The organism is Pseudoalteromonas sp. SR44-2 (assembly GCF_014163745.1).
GTDB classification, from domain to species: domain Bacteria; phylum Pseudomonadota; class Gammaproteobacteria; order Enterobacterales; family Alteromonadaceae; genus Pseudoalteromonas; species Pseudoalteromonas distincta.
In genome coordinates this window covers 160,282-183,170 of sequence record NZ_JACJDW010000002.1, presented here as the reverse complement: position 1 = coordinate 183,170, position 22,889 = coordinate 160,282, and the positions used below count along the sequence as shown (strand labels likewise).

18 protein-coding genes are annotated in these 22,889 nt (G+C 39.5%); 5 read left to right on the top strand and 13 right to left on the bottom strand.

Annotated elements, in window-relative coordinates:
- Window positions 1-53 precede the first annotated feature (53 nt).
- From H5115_RS02070 to H5115_RS02060, 3 genes are all read right to left on the bottom strand, one after another.
- Window positions 54-761 (bottom strand): AraC family transcriptional regulator, encoded by a 708-nt coding sequence (locus H5115_RS02070; RefSeq protein WP_182671234.1) that lies wholly within the window; start codon window positions 759-761, stop codon window positions 54-56.
- Between the two features lie 325 nt (window positions 762-1,086).
- Entirely contained in the window at window positions 1,087-2,670 is a 1,584-nt protein-coding gene (locus tag H5115_RS02065; protein ID WP_182753376.1) for a sulfotransferase, read from the bottom strand.
- A gap of 85 nt (window positions 2,671-2,755) precedes the next feature.
- Complete coding sequence (locus H5115_RS02060; protein WP_182753374.1) at window positions 2,756-5,173, bottom strand: TonB-dependent receptor; 2,418 nt, start codon at window positions 5,171-5,173, stop codon at window positions 2,756-2,758.
- A 478-nt stretch (window positions 5,174-5,651) separates the two neighbouring features.
- Between H5115_RS02060 and H5115_RS02055 the strand changes: the two genes are divergently transcribed.
- Window positions 5,652-6,746 (top strand): NADH:flavin oxidoreductase/NADH oxidase, encoded by a 1,095-nt coding sequence (locus H5115_RS02055; protein WP_182753372.1) that lies wholly within the window; start codon window positions 5,652-5,654, stop codon window positions 6,744-6,746.
- 75 nt (window positions 6,747-6,821) lie between these two features.
- Entirely contained in the window at window positions 6,822-8,018 is a 1,197-nt protein-coding gene (locus H5115_RS02050; protein ID WP_182681550.1) for an MFS transporter, read from the top strand.
- 81 nt (window positions 8,019-8,099) lie between these two features.
- Here H5115_RS02050 and H5115_RS02045 read toward each other — a convergent pair whose 3' ends face one another.
- The 4 genes from H5115_RS02045 to H5115_RS02030 form a co-directional block, all read right to left on the bottom strand.
- A complete protein-coding gene (locus tag H5115_RS02045) occupies window positions 8,100-8,963 on the bottom strand; it encodes a DMT family transporter (protein ID WP_182681551.1) in 864 nt (287 codons plus the stop codon).
- Window positions 8,964-9,195: 232 nt separating this feature from the next.
- Window positions 9,196-9,939 carry a FadR/GntR family transcriptional regulator gene (locus tag H5115_RS02040; protein WP_182671067.1) on the bottom strand — a complete coding sequence of 248 codons (744 nt, stop codon included), beginning with the start codon at window positions 9,937-9,939 and terminating at the stop codon, window positions 9,196-9,198.
- Between the two features lie 688 nt (window positions 9,940-10,627).
- On the bottom strand, window positions 10,628-11,617 hold the full coding sequence (locus H5115_RS02035) for a Gfo/Idh/MocA family protein (RefSeq protein ID WP_182753370.1): 990 nt from the start codon (window positions 11,615-11,617) through the stop codon (window positions 10,628-10,630).
- Window positions 11,618-11,654: 37 nt separating this feature from the next.
- Window positions 11,655-12,665, bottom strand: a complete 1,011-nt coding sequence (locus tag H5115_RS02030; protein ID WP_182753368.1) for an AraC family transcriptional regulator — start codon at window positions 12,663-12,665, stop codon at window positions 11,655-11,657.
- A 102-nt stretch (window positions 12,666-12,767) separates the two neighbouring features.
- On the opposite strand from H5115_RS02030, the gene H5115_RS02025 reads away from it, so the two are divergent.
- Window positions 12,768-14,372: a GMC family oxidoreductase gene (locus H5115_RS02025; protein WP_182753366.1), complete on the top strand. Its 1,605-nt coding sequence runs from the start codon at window positions 12,768-12,770 to the stop codon at window positions 14,370-14,372.
- Window positions 14,373-14,399: 27 nt separating this feature from the next.
- On the opposite strand, the gene H5115_RS02020 is transcribed toward H5115_RS02025, so the two are convergent.
- The 3 genes from H5115_RS02020 to H5115_RS02010 all read right to left on the bottom strand — a co-directional run bounded on the left by H5115_RS02020 (window position 14,400) and on the right by H5115_RS02010 (window position 16,107).
- The gene (locus tag H5115_RS02020) at window positions 14,400-15,215 is read right to left on the bottom strand and encodes a class I SAM-dependent methyltransferase (RefSeq protein WP_182753364.1); all 816 of its coding nucleotides are present in this window, start codon (window positions 15,213-15,215) and stop codon (window positions 14,400-14,402) included.
- A gap of 3 nt (window positions 15,216-15,218) precedes the next feature.
- Window positions 15,219-15,620 carry a hypothetical protein gene (locus H5115_RS02015; protein WP_002960599.1) on the bottom strand — a complete coding sequence of 134 codons (402 nt, stop codon included), beginning with the start codon at window positions 15,618-15,620 and terminating at the stop codon, window positions 15,219-15,221.
- Window positions 15,621-15,687: 67 nt separating this feature from the next.
- Complete coding sequence (locus H5115_RS02010) at window positions 15,688-16,107, bottom strand: DUF3429 domain-containing protein (protein WP_182671073.1); 420 nt, start codon at window positions 16,105-16,107, stop codon at window positions 15,688-15,690.
- A 282-nt stretch (window positions 16,108-16,389) separates the two neighbouring features.
- Here H5115_RS02010 and ahpC point away from each other — a divergent pair, with 282 nt between their 5' ends.
- A complete protein-coding gene (ahpC, locus tag H5115_RS02005) occupies window positions 16,390-16,959 on the top strand; it encodes an alkyl hydroperoxide reductase subunit C (RefSeq protein WP_182753362.1) in 570 nt (189 codons plus the stop codon).
- A 154-nt stretch (window positions 16,960-17,113) separates the two neighbouring features.
- Complete coding sequence (gene ahpF, locus H5115_RS02000; protein WP_182753360.1) at window positions 17,114-18,694, top strand: alkyl hydroperoxide reductase subunit F; 1,581 nt, start codon at window positions 17,114-17,116, stop codon at window positions 18,692-18,694.
- Window positions 18,695-19,098: 404 nt separating this feature from the next.
- Here the strand turns inward: ahpF and H5115_RS01995 are convergent, their stop codons facing one another.
- From H5115_RS01995 to H5115_RS01985, 3 genes are all read right to left on the bottom strand, one after another.
- Entirely contained in the window at window positions 19,099-21,120 is a 2,022-nt protein-coding gene (locus tag H5115_RS01995) for an ATP-binding protein (RefSeq protein WP_182753358.1), read from the bottom strand.
- A gap of 410 nt (window positions 21,121-21,530) precedes the next feature.
- Entirely contained in the window at window positions 21,531-21,752 is a 222-nt protein-coding gene (locus H5115_RS01990) for a hypothetical protein (RefSeq protein ID WP_007581825.1), read from the bottom strand.
- 206 nt (window positions 21,753-21,958) lie between these two features.
- Window positions 21,959-22,732, bottom strand: a complete 774-nt coding sequence (locus H5115_RS01985) for an undecaprenyl-diphosphate phosphatase (RefSeq protein WP_182753357.1) — start codon at window positions 22,730-22,732, stop codon at window positions 21,959-21,961.
- Window positions 22,733-22,889: the final 157 nt, after the last annotated feature.

Here is a 22,889-nt window from a genome sequence, read left to right as displayed (position 1 = left end):
ATGAAAGGAGTTTTTAACAATTAAGACGCTATCGTTGACAATAAAGACTAAGTTTACTTTTTGAATTTATTAGGTGGTAGGCCAAAGTATTGTGAAAACTTTCGGCTAAAGGCTGACGGCTCTTTGCAGCCTACTTTTTCACCAATGATTGATAGTGGATAATCTGTGTGTGTTAGTAAAGCTTGCGCTTTTTCCATACGAAGTTTGGTTACGTATTTCATCACAGTCATATTTGTTTGTTGCTTAAATAGTTTCTTAAACTGCGTTTCGCTTAGAAAAGCAGATTCAGCCAGGCGTTTAATGTGAAGTTGCTCTGCAATATTTTGCTCTATGAAGGATATTGCTGTACCAATACGGTTATCTACTTTTGGCAATAAAGGTTGCTCTGCAAGCAGTAAACTGAACATTTCAAACATCGCCTGTTCTAATTGAGCATTAACTTTATTTTCTAATTGGTTTTCGATAAAGGTTAAGTAACTTTTAAGGGATGAGTTAATTGCAAAAACAATACAGTGAGAAGATGAAATATTTAGGGGTAGGTTTTTCATGTCCACAACTACAAATCTAGCTTCAGTATCTGCAGTGAACAAGTGCTCTTCATTGGCTTTAACTACAACACATCCACTTGGCGCAACTTTACCATTGAAATCACCAACGCATATATTTATGACACCACGTAAAGGTAAAACCAATTGATTAAAGTGATGTGAGTGACGGGTTGGTTTTGTGCTATAAGAACGAATGGATAATAGATTTTTCATAATAACAGAAATGTATGGCCTTATTTCATCCTGATTTTGGTTATACATAGTAGAGCAATGGATGACAAAGTGAAGTGTTAGTTTTATTGGCTCTTTAACTTAAACCTCAATGACTGCAATGGTGTGTGAATTCACATGGCTTAGCAGTCCCACTCAAAGGCTTTGAAAGGTAATATCTGCTGTTGGCATTCTCCGCCACTCCACAACATAAAATATAGATAATAATTGGCAAGGTATTTTACTGTGTCGGATGGCGCTTCGCTTAACCGATCTACACTTACACAAAGCCTCTTATTTGGCGTCTCTTACCGGTAAAATAAAGCGTTTACTCAATACTAATACCTTGCTTTAAAAGGTACTCCACTGCTTTATTAGTATGTGGCTTAAATGCTTTCCAACGGCCGATTGCTTTATTGTTAAGTGGTTGGCGTACTTGTACTTTACTGGCGGTAGAAACTGGTGCGGTGTTTAAGTGAAAATCTATACATTGCTCCTGCCACTCTAAGTTACAAAAGCTGACTAACTCTTTAATTTGTTGCTCGGGCTGTGCGACTAATTCTTCGTATTTTACTAATTTTATATTGCTGTGCAGGGTACTAAAGTGCTGCATTAGTTTGTAAAAACGGCTGTAAAATTTTGCTGTGTCGAGTAAATCGAGCGAGTACGCGTAGTAGGGGTTATTAATGGTAAATAATTGGCGATAGTTGCCAATACAGGTGTCCATTGGATCGCGCAGCATACAAATTATTTTGGCGTTTGGCAGTGCTTTGGCTATTAAATCGATATAAAAAAAGTTAAACGGGAGCTTATCAATAAAGTGTTTATGGCTGCCTGTTATTACGCGTGTTGCGTTTAAATAGGTTGACCCAAGCTGATTAAAATCAAGCTCGTAGGCTTTACTGAGCGTTTGAGTGTCGAGCACATGGGGTGTTTGTGTTTGGCTCAGCTTTTTAACACTTAGGCCAAAGTCTTGTAATTCACCGGCTGATTGCACGTCGCTGTGGCTCGATAAAATACGCTCAACCAATGTGGTGCCAGAGCGGGGCATGCCTAATACAAAAATAGGTTCGGCCGTTGGGTTACCTTGTGTTAGCGCTTGTGTGTGCTGCTCACTTAAGAGTTTAATGTGTTCAAATAACTCAGTTGAGCTTTTATGATCAAACGGCTGTACAGCACGTTTTGCTACTTTACCTTGCTCTAACGCGTTAAAAGCCTGAGTAAACTCACCAAGGTCTTGATACTCTTTTGCGAGTGCATGGCCAATATGCAGTTTTGCATCGGGGTGTGTTACTTGCTCAAATACATTTTTTAAGCCCTCAATATGATTGTTTTGTGTACTTACTTTAGTTAAATCACTTAATGCAAAATGACTTTGGTGGTGCAGCGGGTTAAGCGCTATGGCATTTTCAAAAGCGTGTTGGGCTTTATCAAATAGCCCTAAAAACTTAGCGCTTACACCGTAGTTATAATAAAACGGGGGCTGAGCTTTGTTAGCTGCTGTAGACAGTGTAATAGCGTGCTCAAAGTAGTTAAGTGCTTGCTCGTGAATACCTGCTTGAGTAAGTGCAACGCCGAGTGTGTCGGCATCAAGTGCTTTAGTTATTTGCTTTAATGGCACCGATAGTGCGGTGTTTTTTGATTTTTGTAATTCGCCAGTAAGTGCGTAACATTTAGCAAGTTGCGCGGTGTATTCAATACTTTGGCCAAGGGTGAGGGCTTTTTCGATGAGCTTTATTGCTTTGTGTATTTGCCCAACAGTTAAATTAACCATTGCCAGCAAAAAATACCCATCAGCAAAGTCTGGTTTGAGTGTAACTAACTCCACTAGGGCTTTGTGTGCTTGCTCTATTTTACCTTGGTTTAGGGAGTGTATTGCGCTTTGATGAAGTTGCTTTAAATTTGGCTGCATGGTTTTTGGTAATTATTTTGTGAAAGAAAATAAAAAGGCTCAAATAAATTTGAGCCTTAAAACATTGTTTAAAAATTACTATAAATTATATTTCAAATTTGTAGTTAAATTTAACACCTACCGTAAGCGGGCGATTAATGTAATGGCCGTAGTTACGTTGTATGTCGGCACCATTTGCTGATGTTATATCGGCATCTGAACGACGAACGGATGTAACCGCGTATTTGTTGAATAGATTATCAACATATAGGGTAGTTGACCATGCATCAGCTGTTAATTTAGCTGATATATTACTTAAGCTGTAACCGGGTAGTGTTTCACCGTTATCACGAAGCCCTACTCTTGAAAGCACGTCGCTTTGCGCAGTTAAACCGTAGTTAATATCAAGCGTTTTGTCGTTAAACACGTCTGTTTGATAGTTTACACCCATCGAAAATTGATTTTCAGGTGAGCCTGGTAAACGGTCGCCGTCTTCTGCGCCATCGGTACCATCGGCATTAAACAAAAATGGTGCGTCTGATGTTAGCTCTGCTTTTGTGTAGGCATAAGTTGCGTAAACTGAAAACGAGTCAGATAAAATGGCACGGGTCGAAATTTCTACCCCTTTTGCATTAGCGCTGCCTGCGTTTGAAAGGTACGTTAATTGACCTATATCTGTAGCGCCTGTAATTTGTGCATCATCCCAATCTACGTTAAATAATGCGGCGTTAAAGTGTAGCTGGCTTCTAAACCATGTACTTTTAAAGCCTAGCTCGTAGTTTGTTGTGGTGTCGGCTTCATATAATAATTCGTCAGGTTTACCACAACCTGTTTGTTGATCCTCAACAATAGGATCAGGACAAGACACTAAACCGTTTGAACCGCCAATTCTGAAACCTTCACTTACGGTTACATAACCCATTACAGAGTCAGTGAACTGGTATTTAGCATTAAATTTAAATAAGTTACCGTTATCGCCTGCTTCGTCTTTTTCGTATGCAACGGTGATTTTGTCAGGATCTACTCCACCATACAATGTATTTGCTAGCGGGAAGTCAAAAGCCGCTTGCGACTCTATATCGTACTTGTAAAAACGGGCACCAATGGTCACATCTAATTTGTCGGTTACTTGGTAGCCAACTTCACCAAATAGTGCAGACTCAGTGACTTTACTTTTTGTAAGCTCTAAGTATTCTAATGAGTCAGGTCTTAGCTGCTCGCCACCAAAGTTATCAATAGCGAATTGGTCAAACCCAGGGGTAAACTCTCTGCTTGACGCTTCGGTTTCTGTTTTGTTGTAAAAACCACCCACAATCCAGTTAAAGTCGCTGTCGCTTTGCGATACTAAACGCAGCTCTTGAGTGAAGGTATCTTCTTCGTCTATTTCACGGGTAAACGTTGAAAACGAAGGGAATTCTTCATAGCCGTAATCAAGGCGAATAAGTAAATCTGTTTGATCGCGTTGACCGTCGGCATCAAAGCTCGAAATACCAGTAGCCGATACTAGCTCTGCAAAACCTAGGTCGGCTTTTAGTTCAAGGCTTAGTAATTGGTCTTTTTTCTCGCGCGGCTCTTCAAAGCGATAAGCCGATTCGTATTTACCTATTACGTCGCTTAAACCGTTGTTTGAATTAAGGCTGTTGTAATGAACAATCGAGCGGCCTTCGCTATCTTGGTTTTGGTAAAAGTAGTTAAGCGTACCTTCAAACGATTCGTTTGGTTTAAAGCGAACAGAAATGCGACCTGTAGTGGTGGTTTCGCCGTTGGCGTCTTTTACATTTTTAAGGTTGTTATTAACTGCTGAGCTGTCGCTCCAATCAGGATCTGGTAACGATACGCCAGGCTCGCGCACTACGTAACCGTAATCGATAAAACCCGGATCTTCATATACGTTTAAGCTGGCGCGTACTGCAAGTTTGTCTTCAATGAGTGGAAGGTTAAATATAAAGCCGCCTTCGCCACCTAGAGAGTCACTTTCTTTTGTTTGAAACAGGTCGCCGTAAATTTCAAGCGATGTAAAATCGAGCTCAGGTTGTTTAAGCATGTAACGAATTGCACCGCCTAATGTGCCTGCACCATAAAGGGTGCCTTGTGGCCCAATTAATACTTCAACACGCTCAATATCTACTAGGCGCATATCTACCGAAACCGGAATTTCGTTAATGTAAGTAGATACCGTGCCGCCATCTGATGATGGACCAGACGAGTTTGTATTTAAACCACGAACAATAATAGGCGAGCCTGAGCGACCACCTTGATCGGTAATTGTTAAACCAGGCACCCAGCGGGCTACATCGGCAAGCTCATTGATATTTTGATCTTTCATAATATCTGCATCAAGGGCTGTAATATTTAGCGGTGCATTTTGCACAGAGCCGCTGCGCCTTGTTGCTGTAACTTCGATTACTTCGAGTGATTTGTTTTTAGCTGCAACTTCTTCTTGAGCAAGTGCGGCATTAGGCAATAAAAATACGCTGGAAACAGCGCTCGAAATAGCCAAGGTTAACAAGCTTGGTTTAAACATAAAAAGTGATCCCCAGTTCAAATGTTTTACATTAGTAAATTAAGTTGAGCAGTTTATCAGGGAGTGAAGTAGCTTGGAATATTTAAATTGAATTTTAATTCACTTATATAGAATAAATATGGCTTATTTGTGTAGGTTTTATTTATTTAATAGGCAATATAAGCAATAGCTTAGTCCTATTAGGTACAGCTAGGTTAAAAATTATACTCTTGTTTAAAGGTAAATAGTCATTCATTTTTTAAAAATGGCTTTATGATGTGCTCGTTAAACAAATTATTACATTAAAATTGATAGTTTATAATGTCATTAGTTATGCTTTTATCAGCACTATTAAAGTATGTTTTTATCCCCATTAAGAGTGTTAAGTCGGAATTATAAATAACTGTGTAAGTTATTGAGTGAGCGTGTTTGATTGCCGCTTCGTATTCTTTTTTTTGTTTTGTCCGCACTTTTTTGTGCGTGTTTTTAAGGATTAACAATGAGCCAACTATTTTCGCCTTTATCACTTGGGAAAGTAACGTTAGATAACCGTATTATTATTGCACCCATGTGCCAGTATTCAGCAAACAATGGCGCTGCTAGCGATTGGCATACTATTCATTTGGGCCAATTGAGTTTAAGTGGTGCAGGATTACTTATTTTAGAAGCAACAGCTGTTAACCCAGAAGGGCGTATTAGCTACGGCGATTTAGGGCTTTGGAATAACGAAACTCAACAAGCACTAGACAAAAGCCTAAAAGCAGTAAGGCAATACAGCCCTATGCCTATTGGTATTCAGTTAGCGCATGCTGGGCGCAAAGCATCAACTGAAAAACCATGGGACGGTGGTGATGCCATTGCACCTGATGATGTAAATGGCTGGCAAACGCTTGCACCTTCGGCAATTGCGTACGACGCTAACAGCCCAGTGCCAAAAGCAATGAGCCAATCTGACATAGATTCACTAATTAAAGATTTTGTAAGTGCAGCTAAACGCGCTGATGAACTCGGCCTTGATTTAATCGAGCTACATGGTGCGCACGGTTACCTGTTACATCAATTTTTGTCGCCACTTTCAAACAAGCGCGATGACAACTACGGTGGCAGCCTAGAAAACAGAATGCGCTTATTGCTTGATGTGTTTAAAGCGGTAAGAGCGGTATTCCCCAGTAATAAAGCGGTAGGTGTGCGTATTTCGGCAACCGATTGGGTTGAAGGCGGTTGGGATTTAGAGCAATCGATAGTGCTTAGTAAAGCGCTTGATGAACTAGGTTGTGATTTTATTCATGTAAGTACGGCGGGTTTAAGCCCTGAGCAACAAATACCAGTAAAACCTAATTTTCAGGTACCGTTTGCAACAGCCATCAAAGAAGCGGTTAAAATGCCTGTTATAGCGGTGGGTTTAATTACACAGGCGCAACAAGCCGAAGATATTATTAGTGAGCAGCAAGCCGATGGCGTAGCACTAGCGCGTGGTATTTTATATAACCCGCACTGGCCGTGGCATGCAGCTGCAGAGCTTGGCGCTACAGTAACTGCACCTAAACAGTATTTACGCTCAAGCCCACATGGGCAGCCATCACCAATAAAATAAAGTTTAGTTTTTTTGTAGAAACCCAACCCGCGTTTGCGGGTTGGGTTTTATTATTTTTATAAAGTAGAGACACACATGACCCAAACAGGCGTTTCAGCGCAACCTCTTAGCAATACACTCGTTACTATTATTGCTTTGTGTTGCGGTCTTATTGTTGCCAATATTTATTACGCTCAACCTATTATTGAGTTACTTGCCCCAGAAGTTGGATTAAGTTCACGCAGTGCTAGCCTTATCGTATCGCTTACACAAATAGGCTACGCTTTGGGGTTGTTTTTTTTAGTACCACTAGCTGATTTAGTTGAAAATAAAAAGCTTATGTTGGTCACTCTTGGTGTGTCGTTTTTGAGTTTAGTGGGTACGGCACTTGCTGATTCACCTAATGTAATGCTTATTTTGTGTTTGATGATAGGTATAAGTTCGGTTTCTGTTCAGGTGCTTATTCCACTTGCTGCGCATTTATCGTCTGACGAAAAACGCGGACAAGTTCTTGGTAATATTATGGCGGGTTTGTTGTTAGGTATTTTGCTAGCAAGACCTATATCGAGCTTAATAGCCGATCACTTTGGTTGGCGCGCTGTATTTTACTTTGCAGCAGGGTGTATGGTGTTTATTGCTGCTGTAATTTATTTTGCTATTCCAAGTAGGCAACCAACCCATAAAACAACGTATTTTAAGTTATTAAAATCGCTGAAACAATTAATGATAAGCCAGCCAGTGCTACGCCAACGTTCACTTTTTCAAGCGTTAATGTTTGCATCGTTCAGTTTATTTTGGACGAGTGTACCGGTTGTGCTTGCCCGTGAGTATGGTTTATCCCAATCAGAAATAGCATTGTTTGCACTAGTGGGCGCCGCAGGTGCTGTAGCAGCTCCCATTGTTGGGCGTTTGGCTGATAAGGGCTATACGCATCAGTTATCGTTACTGGCCAAACTCATTGCAGCACTGTGCTTTTTACCAAGCTTATTTGAGTTACCTTACGGCATTATAGTATTGGCATTAACCGGTGTGTTTATTGATTTTTCTGTGCAGGCCAATATGGTATTGGGTCAACGTGCAGTGTACGCACTAGAACCACAAAGCCGTGCGCGTTTAAACGCTATTTATATGACTAGCATATTTGTAGGTGGCGCAGTAGGCTCGCTTATTGCCAGCCCATTATATGAAGTGGGTGGTTGGACTGGTATTGCACTGGTGGCTACGGGTATGCCGCTTATTTCGTTGATTGGTTATTTGGTTACAACTAAAAAGCAAAGTAAGGCTGTGAGTTAAAAAATTACCGGATACAACACAATAAAGTCACCATGTTGTATGGTGACTTTATTGTGTTGTTTAGGTTAGTTTGGTAGTTAACTAAGTAGCCTGTTTTTTTGCGTTTGAAAACGAGCTACCAACAGATGCAATAATTACAAGCAAAATAGCGAGCCACTGCCACAAAGTAAGCAATTCACCCAGTATAATAAACCCTGCGAGCGAAGCTATTGCAGGCTCTAAACTCATCATTACGCTAAACCCTTGTGAAGGCATGTTACGCAGTGCAACCATTTCAAGTGTGTAAGGCAGTGCGCTTGATAAAATAGCAATACCAATACCCAGTGGGATAATTTCCCATGTAAACGCGGGGCTTTGCATAATGCCGCCGTAAGGCACTAGCACTATAGCGGCAACAGTCATGCCCAATGCGACAGTGGCTCCACCAGAACTTTGTGTGCCGGTTTTTTTACCAAATAATATATAACCTGCCCAACACGCGCCAGCACCAAGCGCAAGCGCTACACCTAATGGATCAAGGCTATCTTGGCCGCTCATATCAGGAAGCAGAAGCAAAATACCAGCAATAGCACAGGCAACCCAAAATAAATCACGTTTGCGGCGAGATGAAAATAAGGCAACAGCAAGCGGGCCTGTAAATTCAAGTGCTACACCAATGCCTAGTGGAATGCGTTCAATAGCGTAATAAAACAAAATGTTCATGCCGCCTAAACTTAAACCATACACAATTATAGGAATACGATTACCCGTAGTGGGTAAGTGTTTCCAAGGTTTAAACACTAAGCAAAGTATAAAGGCAGAAAAACCAAGCCTAAGGGCCGTCGTACCCTCAGGGCCAACAATAGGAAAAAGCTGCTTTGCAAATGACGCGCCCGTTTGAATGGTCATCATGGCAAGCAGTACACACACGATAGCCAGTAAATAACTTTTTGAAGATGCTTGCATTTTAATCCTTGAGTTGAGTAACTCTATCAATTAGTTATGTAATGCAGGGAGTATAAAAGCTAAACCCGCCCGATATTAATGGCGGCATAGTATCTTTTTTTTAATTTATAGGTAAGTGTTTGCGACCAAAAATAGCGCAATTAAAAGTATATTAAATAGGGCAGGTAAATAAAGTAAGAGGTAAAGTTAGCAAACAGGCGTTTGCTAACTTTAATCAGTTGGTTAAAAGGCCTTAGTGGGCACTTTTATTAACTAAGCCATCAAGCGAGTAAAGACCTCGTTTTTCATCATTTTTGCGTTTAATTTCTTCAAGTGCGCGCGATTCTACAGCGTCAAATAAAGCATTAATTAAGCGGTTAAAATGTTTATGCATTGCAGTACGTGCTGCATTTGCATCATGCGACTTTAGGGCTGTATAAATAGCGGTGTGTTCATCCATAACGCACTCGTCATTGTTTTTACACACACTGCCATAGTCAGCAACAATTTGTGGGTTTGTTAAACGTAAATCCCACAAGTTAGACACTGCAAATTCAAGTGCTTTATTGCGCGTTGCTCTAGCTATAATTTCGTGGAACTCACGGTCGGCTTGCTCAACATAAAGGCCTTTTTGCATGGCAATTAATGTTTTATTTAGTTGCTCTAGTTCTTCTTCTGTAATGCTTTGAGCAGCTAAAGCGGCAATTTCGCCTTCAATTAATGCGCGAGCTTGAGTAAGTTCAAATGCACTGATCTCTTTTGATTTTATAGATGCATTTTTTTGTTCTACTACGTAAACACCAGAGCCAGTTTTAACTTCAACTCGGCCACGTACTTCTAATGCGATAATAGCTTCTCTAATGGTAGGGCGGCTTACATCAAACATTTCTGCAAGTTCACGTTCAGGTGGTAAACGACTCCCAGCAGAAAATTCGCCTTGATTTATTAAAGACTCAATTTTATCAACTATGCGCCAAAATAAGCGACGATTACCCATACTTTACCTTCATTACCTTAAGGAATAATGGCCTCTGGGGCCTATAAGTCAAAACCAACTGTTAATATCAGAGGTTACCTTAAAATTCACTATTATGTCAAAATTCTAACGCGATGTTAGGGTTAAAAACCACTATACACCAACGGTTGTATTCTTGTATTACCAATTTAGTTTAAAATAATGTAATTGGCCAGCTTGATTGGTAATGTTTTTATGTGTTAGGTTAGATTTAGGTTATGGAGTAATAAATATTGGTAATAAACCGAGTTGGGTTGTCAGTGTTAAGTTTGTTGTAGAAGTATTTGATTGCCCATGGATGGGGATCGCTATTTTAAAGTGTTTTGTAAAATCTGTCGTTGTACGAGAGCTATTTAAGCTTTCTTCTGGGCGTTAGCTGTCGTTGGTTAACGCCCATATTTTATTTAATTAGTCGTTAGGGCGTGTTGACCTTTGTGGATTGAAGTTTGTTCAATCTAGGGACGGTTTAATCGCGGCGCGAGGTTTGTAACCTAGTGGGCTAAGTAAAAACCGAGCAACAAAGAGTTAATCGTCCCTAGAAAGAACCCAAGGGCAGCGCATGTTTGGCATTTATGCTGCGTTATCGCCTATTTATGGGAAATAACCACACTACATAGGCTCTGCCTTGCCTAAAAACCAAACATACAGCTGCAAAATCAATCACGAAAGGTCAACACGCCCTAGGGTACACAACCCCAAGCTGTTTGCGCGCTTCATCAAGAACGCTCATTACGTTACTGGCTAAAATGTGCGTATTAACAGGTGACTCAAGGATATTTTGCTTCACTAATGACATGAAATGCTCAACTTCGTATTTCATAAAGTGCTCATCAAACGGCTGGGATATAATCTCTACATCACCATTATTAGCAATAAATTCCACTTTTTTAAGTTGCGATACGGCTTCTATACGTATGCGCCCAAGCTCGCCTTGTATTTCGGTTATGTTGTCGCCTTGCGATATTTTGGAGTAACTAATAACGGCTTGTTTATCTGCATAGTTTAGTAATACATCGCCCGCACCATCTACACCAGTATCGAGCAATACGCCACTGGCACTCACGCTTTTTGGTGCCCCCCAAAGTGCAATTAATAAATACAGCGGGTAAATCCCTAAATCAACTAAAGCACCATTTGCAAACTCGGGTAAAAATGTGTTTGGGCGTTCTCCATTTTTATACTTATCGTAACGCGATGAGTATTGACTGTACTGGCCAATATATTTACGTGGTGTGCCAATTTTTACCATTGCCTGTTGTAGCTGTTCATAGTTAGGCAAGTGAGTGGTCATCATGGCTTCCATGTAAAGGCACTGATGCTTTTTTGCTGTAGCTATAATGCTTGCAAGCTCTTTAGAATTGGCAGCTGATGGTTTTTCGCCAAGGACATGTTTACCCGCTTCTAGACACATAACGGCATATTGTTTGTGTAAGCTATTAGGGGCGGCTATGTAGACAGCATCGACATGTTTATCTTGGCAAACTTGCTCGATTGAGGTGAAAATTTTTGCTTGTGCATTTTGTGGGTGTTTGGCTAAAAATGCTTCGCCGCTAGATACTGCGCGCGAGCACACCCCATATAAATTAAAATCGTTTAACGTATTTGCAGCGGCTAACAATGTGTCGCTAATAAAATTGGTGCCAACAATAACAAAGTTCATGCTCACTCCTTAGCTCAAATAAAAATAATAAGAGTATTTAGTTTAACATTTTTTTAGTTCTATATGCTCGAGGAGAACATCCAAACCAGCGTTTAACATTAACACTTAGTGTTGCTTGTTCCTGATATCCTAAAAGCTCAGATATGGTTGAGATTGTAAATTGGTTTTGCGCTAAATAGTGTGCAGCTAAAGCGCGGCGAGTGGCATCTTTTAGTTTTACAAAACTCGTATTATGTTTGATAAGTTCTCGATGCAGAGTACGCGGGTGCATACCCAGCGCAGCTGAAATAGTTTGGTTACTACATTGATAAATAGGAAGCATAGGCCTAATTAGCGCACTAACTTGGTTGGGCAACGGTTGTGTGTGTTCTTTGTTTTTTGCCAAGAAGTTTAACGCTGCTTGTACTTTATTTAGTTTAGGGTGATCAAGCTCAAGAGTTAAATCACTTTTTGAGATTACAATGCCAGCGCTGTTGCGATGCTCTATAACGTTACAACCAAAGTAAGTGTTATAGGCACGAGTATTAGTACTTAACTTTTTTGGCAAAAATATATTAATTGGTTTGCAGCGGTTATTACTCAGCTTTTTAATAACAGCCAATGCCAAACCAATGGTTAGCTCAATCACTTGGTTAATGTTCGGTAATGGTTTTAAATTAATTTCGAATGATAAAAACAAGCTTTTATCATTCTCTAAAGGGTGCGAGTTTAAGCTAAGTGCAGGGCTGTGTAAGTGAAGGTATTTAATAACCCAATTAAGTGCATCACCTAAATTAGTACTACTTTTGGCAGCTATTGCAATATGTCCTAAAATATCAAAGTTTTGTCTACTTGCGAGCTTAAGGCCAAAACTAGAGCAATTGAACTTACAAGCACAGTATTCTAAAAGCTCAGAGTAATCTCGATAAGGTAAATATTGGTTGTCGAGATTTTTAAAGTCAACGTTACTAATATTACAGCTTTGCATTATTTCATGCGGATCGCCGCCAAATTCGCTAATTAGCGTGTCTATACCTTGTAATGACGTGGCTCTGATTAGGCTGCTCATGGTTAACCCCAAATAAGTGATGTCTAAAAATATCAAGTTTTATTGGGTTTTTCTATGCACTATTACTGTTAAGGCCGTTTAAAACTTTTATTAAGGTACACCATGAACAATACAACATTTGATTACATTGTGATTGGCGCAGGCAGTGGCGGCTGCGTTATGGCATCGCGATTGTCTGAGGATAAAAATGTCAGTGTGTGTTTAATTGAAGCTGGCGGCAGCGATAAAAGTGCATTTGTGCAAATGCCAGCTGGCATAGCAGCGAGTGTGCCTTATGGCATAAATAGCTGGCATTACAATACGGTGCCACAAAAAGAGCTTAATAACCGCTGTGGTTTTGTGCCGCGCGGCAAAGTATTGGGTGGGTCAAGCTCTACCAATGCAATGGTTTATATTCGCGGTAACAAATACGATTACGACCAATGGGCTGCTAATGGCAACACGGGATGGGATTTTGATAGTTTACTCCCGTACTTTATTAAAGCTGAGAACAATAAAGCGTTTATAAATAATGAGCTGCACGGAATAAAAGGCCCGCTACATATACAAGAGCTAAGTAACCCAAGCAATGTAAACCAATATTTTTTAAATGCCTGTGCTGAGCAGGGCGTTAATTTAAGCGACGATATAAATGGTAAAGAGCAAAGCGGCGCACGTTTATCGCAGGTAACTCAGCACAATGGCGAGCGTTGTAGTGCAGCAAAAGCATATTTAACACCGCATTTAAACCGCCCAAATTTAACGGTATTAACCCATAGCCACGTTAATAAAATAAATATAACCAATAAGATAGCGCAAGGCGTGCAAATAGAGCGTAATAAAGAGGTTATTAATTTACGTGCTAAAAAAGAGGTAATACTTAGTGCTGGCTCTATTAATTCGCCGCAAATATTAATGCTTTCAGGTATTGGCCCAAAAGAGCAGTTAAGCGCACATAACATTAAGGTTCAGCACGTACTTGAAGGTGTTGGCGCTAATTTACAAGATCACTTAACGGTAGTGCCACATTATAAATCAAAAACAAATAAAGGCACATTTGGTATAAGCCCGCTAGGCATTGCCAGTATTTTTAAAGGGTGCGTTAATTGGTTTAGTAAACGAGAAGGGCGATTAACCAGTAATTTTGCAGAGTCGCACGCGTTTATTAAATTGTTTGAAGGCTCGCCAGCGCCCGATGTGCAGCTAGAATTTGTAATTGGGTTGGTGGACGATCATAGTCGTAAATTACACACTGGGCATGGTTACAGTATACACAGCAGTATTATGCGCCCCAAAAGCCGAGGTACTATTACATTAGCTGATAACAATTCGCGTAGTGCACCGCTTATTGACCCTAATTATTTAAGCCATCCAGATGATTTAACTGTAATGCTTGCTGGTCTTAAAAAAACACTCGCTATTATGCAAAGCAACACTTTTGATAACATACGCGGTAAAATGCTCTACCCGCTTGATATAAATAATGATGAGCAGCTAATTGAGTTTATACGCCAAACTGCAGATACCGAATATCACCCAGTAGGGACATGTAAAATGGGGCAAGACTCAATGGCAGTAGTAGATACTAATTTACGAGTACACGGGGTAAGTAACTTACGCGTAGTTGATGCGTCGATTATGCCTACTATTATTACCGGCAACACAAATGCGCCGGTAATTGCGATTGCTGAAAAAGCGGCTGATTTAATTAAACACGAAAACGTATAATTGAATTAACAATAGCAGGGCTATTAATTAGCGATAAAACTCATTTAGCCATTGTTGCCAATCGCTTTCAAGATGTAGCATTTGCTGATGCTTTTTAGCGTTTAGATGCTTGGCTTCGTCCTCGCTTGCCACATAAGGCCCAACGCGGCATAGGGGGCAATGGTTAGATGTTAAGTATGCAGGCTTTGTAAGGCGTGAGCTTAATTCGCTAGTATGTTTATCGAGACTTTTTGGGCTGAAAACGTAAGTTATGCCGCTTGTGTCTTTAACGTGTTTGTCGCGGTCAACATTACGAATTTTATAACCTTCAAAATGGCTAATATCAAATGGGATTTGGCCTAAATAATCTGCGGTTAAACCGTTATTTAAACTCCCCTCTATATTCCATTCTCGATAAGGTTTTACATCCTTTGAGGTGATGTAACAAAGCATTGGCCCATTTTTATCAAGCGCGTATTCGTTAGCGTATTTAATAAATTGGTGCAGTAAAGCGCGGTTTAATACGTTCATGCTGGTTTGGCGCGTGTTGTTTTCAAACGCTTCACGGCCAACAAATGCAGGTATAAGCGGAAACTGAAAAATAACCACATCAAAGCTGTGCTGGTTTTCACTTAGAGCTTGCCAACATGCATGGTTTGTTACATCAAAACTATTAAGTACCTCAACGTCATGCGCTTTTAAGTTGCTAAGTGCATTGCGCTGGTATTTTTGCTCAATAGTAGTTTGGTCATCGTAAGTGGATGCAACCAAAGCTTTTGGCGATAGATGAGTGTAAATAGCGTTCGAAAACGATAAATCGCCATCGCCTACGGTGAGTATTCGCCATTGAGGATTTAAATACATATTTTATTTAGCGTTTATGTTTGTAGCAGTATTATTTATATCGCTATTTGTTTGTGAGTCTTTTGCTAGTAAACGATGAAACGCAAGTCTGGTTTTTAACCCTTCAATAGCGATTTGTTTAATAATAAGATTAAAGGTAATTAAAATGGCAAAGGCAATATGAATAGGGCCGTGAGTAAATCCTGCATCTGTATCGTACAGTGTTAAACCGAATAGCAAAAATAAGACGACTAAAAATATTTCGAGTAATTGACTTGAATAAAAGCTTAAACGACCTTCGCTTTTATGATCTTTTTTAATGCGAATAGCACAAAAAAATGGGATCACTTTGATTTTAAATGCAGCGTTTTTTTCTACGTAGTTTTCGCCAAGTTCGTCGAGTTGTTGGCGTAGTTGGTCAATCATGGTGTGTCCTCAAATAGCAGTGCGCGGATATTACCTTATTACCACGCAATATTTAAGTTTACAGCTGCTATTTAGGGTAAATACCCATACCAATAGTCAAAATGTGACAAACAAATACAACAGAGGTAAGTACAAAGCGCATTTTTTGATAATCTTTATGATAGGTTTGCCATTGCGGCGTGGCTTTTTCAAATAAAAGTACTAGCCAAAAACTAGCACCTAACCAAGCGAGTGCCCACTCAACAGGTAAAAATGATAAAAATGGTATAGGTATTACAGGCGCAACAGCTTTTATAGCATTGCTATAAGTTTGCTCTCCGGCGCGCCATAAGTTACCCGCCATAAATGCTAAAATGGCGATACTGTAAAAAGTAAAAAACTCCAAGTTAAGGCTATTACTGCCAAACATGAGCGGCCAACCTACACACCCTAAAAACGGGATTAAGCCTAGGTAACCTAGCTGTATATGGTTAACAAATTTTTCCATTACGGTGTGCCTTATATTTAATGACTTATCTGAAGCGGGGCTATTGTAGCAGTATTGCGATTAGCGGTCTTAATAATTCGCCAGCGTTTACAATCCAAATAATGCTTACGATAACAGGGATTATATAGTTCAATCCAAAAAACCGATTGTTTTAATCTAAACAATCAATTTTATTTAATTATCCATTAGCCTTATTGTATTAACCAAGCCAACGCAGAAGGTCGTTTTAAACGAGAGCGTTGATTACTTTTTAAATACATTAAATATAGATGAGGAAATACCATGAGCACTTCATTAATCAATACAAAATTACAACCATTCAATGCAACCGCTTACCACAACGGTGACTTTGTAGAATTGTCTGAAAAAGATGTTCTAGGTAAATGGTCTATCTTCTTCTTTTACCCAGCAGACTTTACATTTGTATGTCCTACCGAATTAGGTGACCTTGCAGATTACTATGCACAACTTAAAGAAATGGGCGTAGAAGTTTACTCAGTATCTACTGACACTCATTTTACTCATAAAGCATGGCACGACACGTCAGACACTATCGGTAAAATTACTTACCCAATGATTGGCGACCCAACAGGGCGTATTACACGTAGCTTTGGTGTAATGATTGAAGAAGAAGGTTTAGCACTTCGCGGTACATTTGTAATGAACCCAGAAGGCGAAATTAAAGTAATCGAAACTCACGATTTAGGAATTGGCCGAAGCGCTAAAGAACTAGTTCGTAAAGTACAAGCTGCACAATACATTGCAACTCACGATGGTGAAGTTTGCCCTGCATCTTGGCAGCCAGGTGAAGACACACTTGCACCTTCACTAGATTTAGTTGGTAAAATCTAAATATAGGTTTATTCCTACTATAAGGGCAGGTAACTGCCCTTAAATCAACGAACATTCGTTTGTTGGTGCCTCCTATATCAATATACTTGTTTAAGCACATGCATTATTTGGCATGGGAGGCTTGCTGTTTAAATTTTCCTAAAAGGGTTAAGCCATGTTAGATAACAACATAAAAAATCAATTAAAAAGCCATTTCGAATCGCTTACTCAACCTGTTGAGCTGCTTATTGCCTTGGATGACAGCAAAAAATCAGCAGAAGTAGAAAGCTTAGCAAATGATTTAGCCACACTAAGCGATAAATTTACTGTAATAAGCAATCCTGATACAAGCGCACGTCGCCCGTCAATGGTTGTACATTCGCCTATTAAAAACACTCATGTTACGTTTGCAGGCGTACCTATGGGTCATGAATTCACAAGTTTAGTGTTAGCACTTTTGCATACTGGCGGACACGCAAGTAAAGCTAAAAGCGAAGACATTGAGCAAATACAATCGCTTACTCAAGAGCTGAACTTTGAAGTATACATAAGTTTAAGTTGCCAAACGTGCCCGCAAGTAGTGCAAGCACTTAATACTATGGCAGCGACAAACAGCAATATTAAAGCGACCATGATTGATGGCGCATTATTTCAAGATGAAGTAGAAGAGCGAAATATTTTAGCTGTACCGGCTGTATATTTAAATGGCGAACCATTTAGCCAAGGTGCACTAAGCCTTACTGACATACTTAATAAAGTAGATAGCAAAGGGGCTGCTAAACAAGCAGCAGCACTAAGCGAAAAAGGCGAGTTTGATGTACTTGTAGTTGGTGGCGGCCCAGCGGGCGCGTCGGCTGCAATTTACTCAGCACGAAAAGGGTTAAATACAGGCATTGTGGCTGATAGATTTGGTGGACAAGTTGCAGATACATTAGCAATAGAAAACTTTATTTCGATTAAAGCGACTGAAGGTCCTAAATTGGTTGCTCAGCTTGAAGAGCACGTTAAAGAATACAATGTAGATGTGATGCATAATCAGCGTGCAGCGGCACTTGGTTATAACAATGGTTACGAAATTACACTAGAAAATGGCGCAGTACTTAAAGCTAAGTCGCTCGTACTTGCAACAGGTGCACGCTGGCGCGAAATGAACGTACCAGGGGAGCAAGAATATCGTGGCCACGGTGTGGCATATTGCCCACATTGCGACGGCCCTTTATTTAAAGGCAAACCTGTTGCTGTAATTGGTGGTGGTAATTCAGGTATAGAAGCGGCAATCGATTTAGCCAATATTGTGCAAAGCGTTACGGTACTTGAATTTGCAGACACACTACGTGCTGATGAAGTGCTTATTCGTAAAGCTAAAAGTATGGCAAATATTACTATTATCAAAAGTGCACAAACAACCGAAGTACTTGGTGATGGCAAAAAAGTAACTGGCTTAATGTACACAGATAGAGTGTCGGGAGAGAGCAAAGAGCTTGAACTTGCCGGTATATTTGTACAAATAGGCTTAATACCAAATACTGAGTGGTTAAAAGACAGCGACCTTGAATTAAGTAAATTTGGTGAAATACTGATTGATGCTAAAGGCGCAACTTCATTACCAGGAATTTACGGCGCGGGAGATGCAACCAATACTCCGTTTAAACAAATTATTATTGCAATGGGCAGCGGTGCAACAGCAAGTTTAGGTGCATTTGATTATTTAATCCGCCACAGCGATGAAACCGAGCAAGATCAAAGCGCTGCTTAATGTAATTAGTAAAAACTCTCTTGATATAACAGCAAGGCTACACCCATAGCTGTTTGTTAACCCAAGCCGCCCTTCTCCAAAGGCGGCTTTTTTAATGCTTAAGAATTAGCTCACGATTTAATCGCACCCACCGCCAGAATCACCGCCGCTACAATTTGTATGAGAATGCGATGAGCTACTGCTAGAGGAAACTGCTGAGTCACTGCCAGTATAAGCAGATGATCCACGTGATGACTTAGCACTGATAAATGTAACTAACAGCAATACGCCTGATACGATAACTATTGTTATTGATGAGCTCCATTGCCCAGTGGAAACGCCTTTAAATACTGCAACAATAAGCACTGTTAGTAATATAGTTCTAATTATGTTCTTATTTTTTACCAGTGGCAGTGCAGTAAAAACTAGCTGATTTTTACGGTATGCTCAAGCGCATTAATAACTGCTCTTTCAAGTATGGGGAGTTTAAACGGTTTTGATATAAACATATTCATACCGGCTTGTTTGCAGGCAAGTTTGTCTTGTGATGAGGTGTTAGCTGTTATTGCTACTATGTAAGTTTTTTCATGCGAGCAGATGTTTTCCGATCTAAGTTGCTTAGTTGCTTCAAATCCATCGAGGATGGGCATTATACAGTCCATAAAAATAAGGTCATAATGCTTTTGACGACATTTTAATATTGCATCTTGGCCATCTACTGCTGAGTCTGCTTTAATATTAAGCTTGCCTAAAGAGGCATGAAGTACCAACCGATTGATGTCGTTATCATCGACTACAAGCACTGATAATTCACTGCCATTAATATCTAAAGTTGATTTAAGGCTTTCTTGTTTTTGTTCTGTTCCTTGCTCAATAGGAATATTGACCAAAAACGTAGTGCCTTTATTTGGTGTGCTTTTTACCTTTATTTTGCCGCCCATATATTCAACAAGCTCTTTTACTATTGCAAGGCCAAGACCTGTGCCACCTTTTGAATTTTTAGCATCAATTTCTTGAGAAAAAGGAGAAAACAGTGATTCTAAAAAGTTTTTACTCATTCCGCGGCCGGTATCAGACACTTCAATATTTAAAATTAGTTTATTTTTTATTTTAGAAAGGTTTGTGTTTAGTGTAACTGAACCATTCTCAGTAAATTTCAGCGCATTGCTTAGTAAGTTAGAGGTTATTTGGCTTAGGCGTGTGTTGTCACTAAATGCCCAACAATTATCATCAATCGTATTTTCTACTTGTAGGGCAACATGAGTATTTTTAAATAAGGGTGTGTATAAGGATGTTAAATCGGAGAAAATTGTTTTTAGTAAAAAGTCAGTAGGTTCTAGCTTTAGCTCACCATGATTTATTTTTGAAAAGTCGAGAACTTCGTTAATTATACTGAGTAAAATATCGGCGCTTCTAAGTGCGATTTTAATTTTTTCGGCACGCACTTCTTCACTATGTTCGTCGATTAATGTTGTAAGCATACCTGTAATACCATTGAGCGGTGTTCTTAGCTCGTGGCTGATTTTAGCAAAGAGCATGCTTCTGTCTTCAAGTAGGCGCTCTGCTTGAGCTTGCTTTTGTTTAAGCTCTTCTCGGAGCATTACCGATTCGGTTACATCTTGGCAGGTGCCAAATAATCGGACACATCGGCTTTCATCAAATTCGGCCTCACCAAAGGTAGCCACCCATAAGTGTTTATTTTTAGCGGTTACTATTTCAAGCTCTAGATTCCATTTTTTGCCTTTTTCTATGGCTAATTCTACCGCGCGAGTAATGCCTTCACGACTTGGACCTTCTTTATAAAACTCGATTGCAGAATTCATTTGCGGTTGAAATTGTTCATCCACCTCATGTATGAGGTAGGTTTGCTCGCTCCAGGTAATTTTATCGGAGACTAGATCAACCTCCCATGTACCTATATTTGCAACGTGCTCTAACTTTAATAAAGTATTACTATTTTTTATGAGTTGTTCTTTAGCTTGGGTGCGAGCAAATTCCGATCCAAGCCATTGTGCAAATAATTCGATGTAGTCATAAGCATCATCGTTAAAAGCGAGGGAGTCTTTTGCGGATGAAAAGTTAACGGTGCCAAATATTTTATCACCAATTTTTATTGGCGCGCCAATATAAGACTCTAACTGAAAGTTTATATAACAGGGGTGGTTTGCAATTGCACTTTGAGATGCTTTATGAAAGGCAAGTGCAGAGCCAGCAGCGAGCGTATGTACGCAATAGGTGCCTTGTAATTCAAACACGGTACCGGGTAAAAGTGAGTTGTCAGGGGTTTTGGCATATAAAACGGTGTAGCTGTTTTTATCTACTTTACTAATAATACCTAGCTCAAGGTCAAATACCTCTAACCCAAACACTAAGAGCTTATTAATTTTATTTTCAAAATCAAGAGATTGATTAGAAACTATATCGTGAAAACATCGTAAAAAATTCAAAAGAAAACACCCCGTAAGCTTTTGTTCAATTTATATAATACATAGGCCAATAAGGGCATTGGTATTAATTTAAAATCCAGTTTAGCAGTTTTAATTACTAATAACTAAAATTGATACGTATTAAATTTTATAACCTTATGTTTTTATGAACTAAGTTAGTGGTTTATTAATAGTAGTAGGGCCTGTTGACCTTTCAGGATTAAAAATTGTCCCTAGGCAGAACCCAAAGGGCAACGCATGTTTGGCATTTATGCTGCGTTATCGCCTATTTATGGGGAATAACCACACTAAATAGGCTCTGCCTTGCCTAAATACCAAACAGTCTGCTGCAAACTTAACCTCGAAAGATAAACAGGCCCTTGTATATAGCGCAACATGCCGCCGAGCATATAATACTCAGCGGTATACTTTTAATACGTTGAATTTGGGGTATATTGCGGGTTGATATCGCCGCCTACTTCCTCTGGGTCTACATCGTTAATAAGCAGTGTTTCACGTACAGCTTCAATGTGATCAAGTACGCTTTGGTAGCGCTCGCCATATTCATACTTTGTCACTTCAATCGCTTTAGGCATGTAAGTAAAAGCTATTTTTAGGGCGTGGAGTGCTTCTTCGTTTATTTTTTCGCTCATAATGTTCTCTTATGTGTAGGCTATAGCTAACCTGAGTTCTGGATAATAAATCTATCTCAATCAGCTATTTTTAGCGCTAACTGCGTTGAATTTCCTTGCAATAGACCAGCTATTGACGCGTAAATTCGCCTTGTTTTCACCAAAAATTTCTAGCTAGAGAGAAACAGACTTAAATATCGTTATTATTTATAGTGTTTTTAAATCTCTTAACCAGAATTCAGGTTAGTTAATAAAATAACACCAAATACGATTCGGTAAAGACCAAAACTAACAAAAGTGAAATTTTCTAGAAAGCGTATGAATAGTTTAATAGTAAAATAAGCAACTATAAAAGACGTTAAAAAGCCCACAGCAAGGGCAGTTAGGTCATCTAAGTTAAACAGTTGGTAATGTTTAAGTAAGTCGTACCCTGAGGCCGCTGCAATTACGGGTAAACCAAGTAAAAATGAAAATTCAGCGCTGGTTTTTCGGTTTAAACCACACAACATGGCACCAACAATAGAGCTCCCAGCACGACTAGTTCCCGGAATTAACGCAAATACTTGTGCTACGCCAATCCAAAGAGCTTGTTTATAAGTAACTTGGGTTACATCGGTAGTTGTGCAGCGAGTCTCTTTATAACTGCGCTCTAATAGTAAAAAAATCACACCGCCTACAATAAACATAACACCTACTACCGGTACGCTAAACAGTGTTTTTATTACATCACTAAATATAAAACCAATAATACCCAAAGGAATAAATGCAATGGCAACTTTAATCCATAAATTAAAATGTTTAGGGCTGAACTTATCTTTATAGTTAGCTAGTACCGCTAAAATGGCGGCAAGTTGGATAATGACTTCGAAGGCGAGGTTAGTGTCTGTTGATTCAATGCCTAACCACTTTGACGCTACAATTAAGTGTCCAGTTGATGATATGGGTAAAAATTCTGTTATACCTTCAATAATACCTAAAATAATCGCGTTAATTATATCCACGGTTTACTGCTTCCTGAAAAATTAAAAAGCCCGAACTCGGCTTAACTGAAATGACGCATTACTGCGTACCTAAATTGCGAGGCGTAGCATAAAAGCTCTTAAAGCAAACCAACAGTATTTTTAGAATTAATGTGTTTAATAAATTGCATTAAGTGTT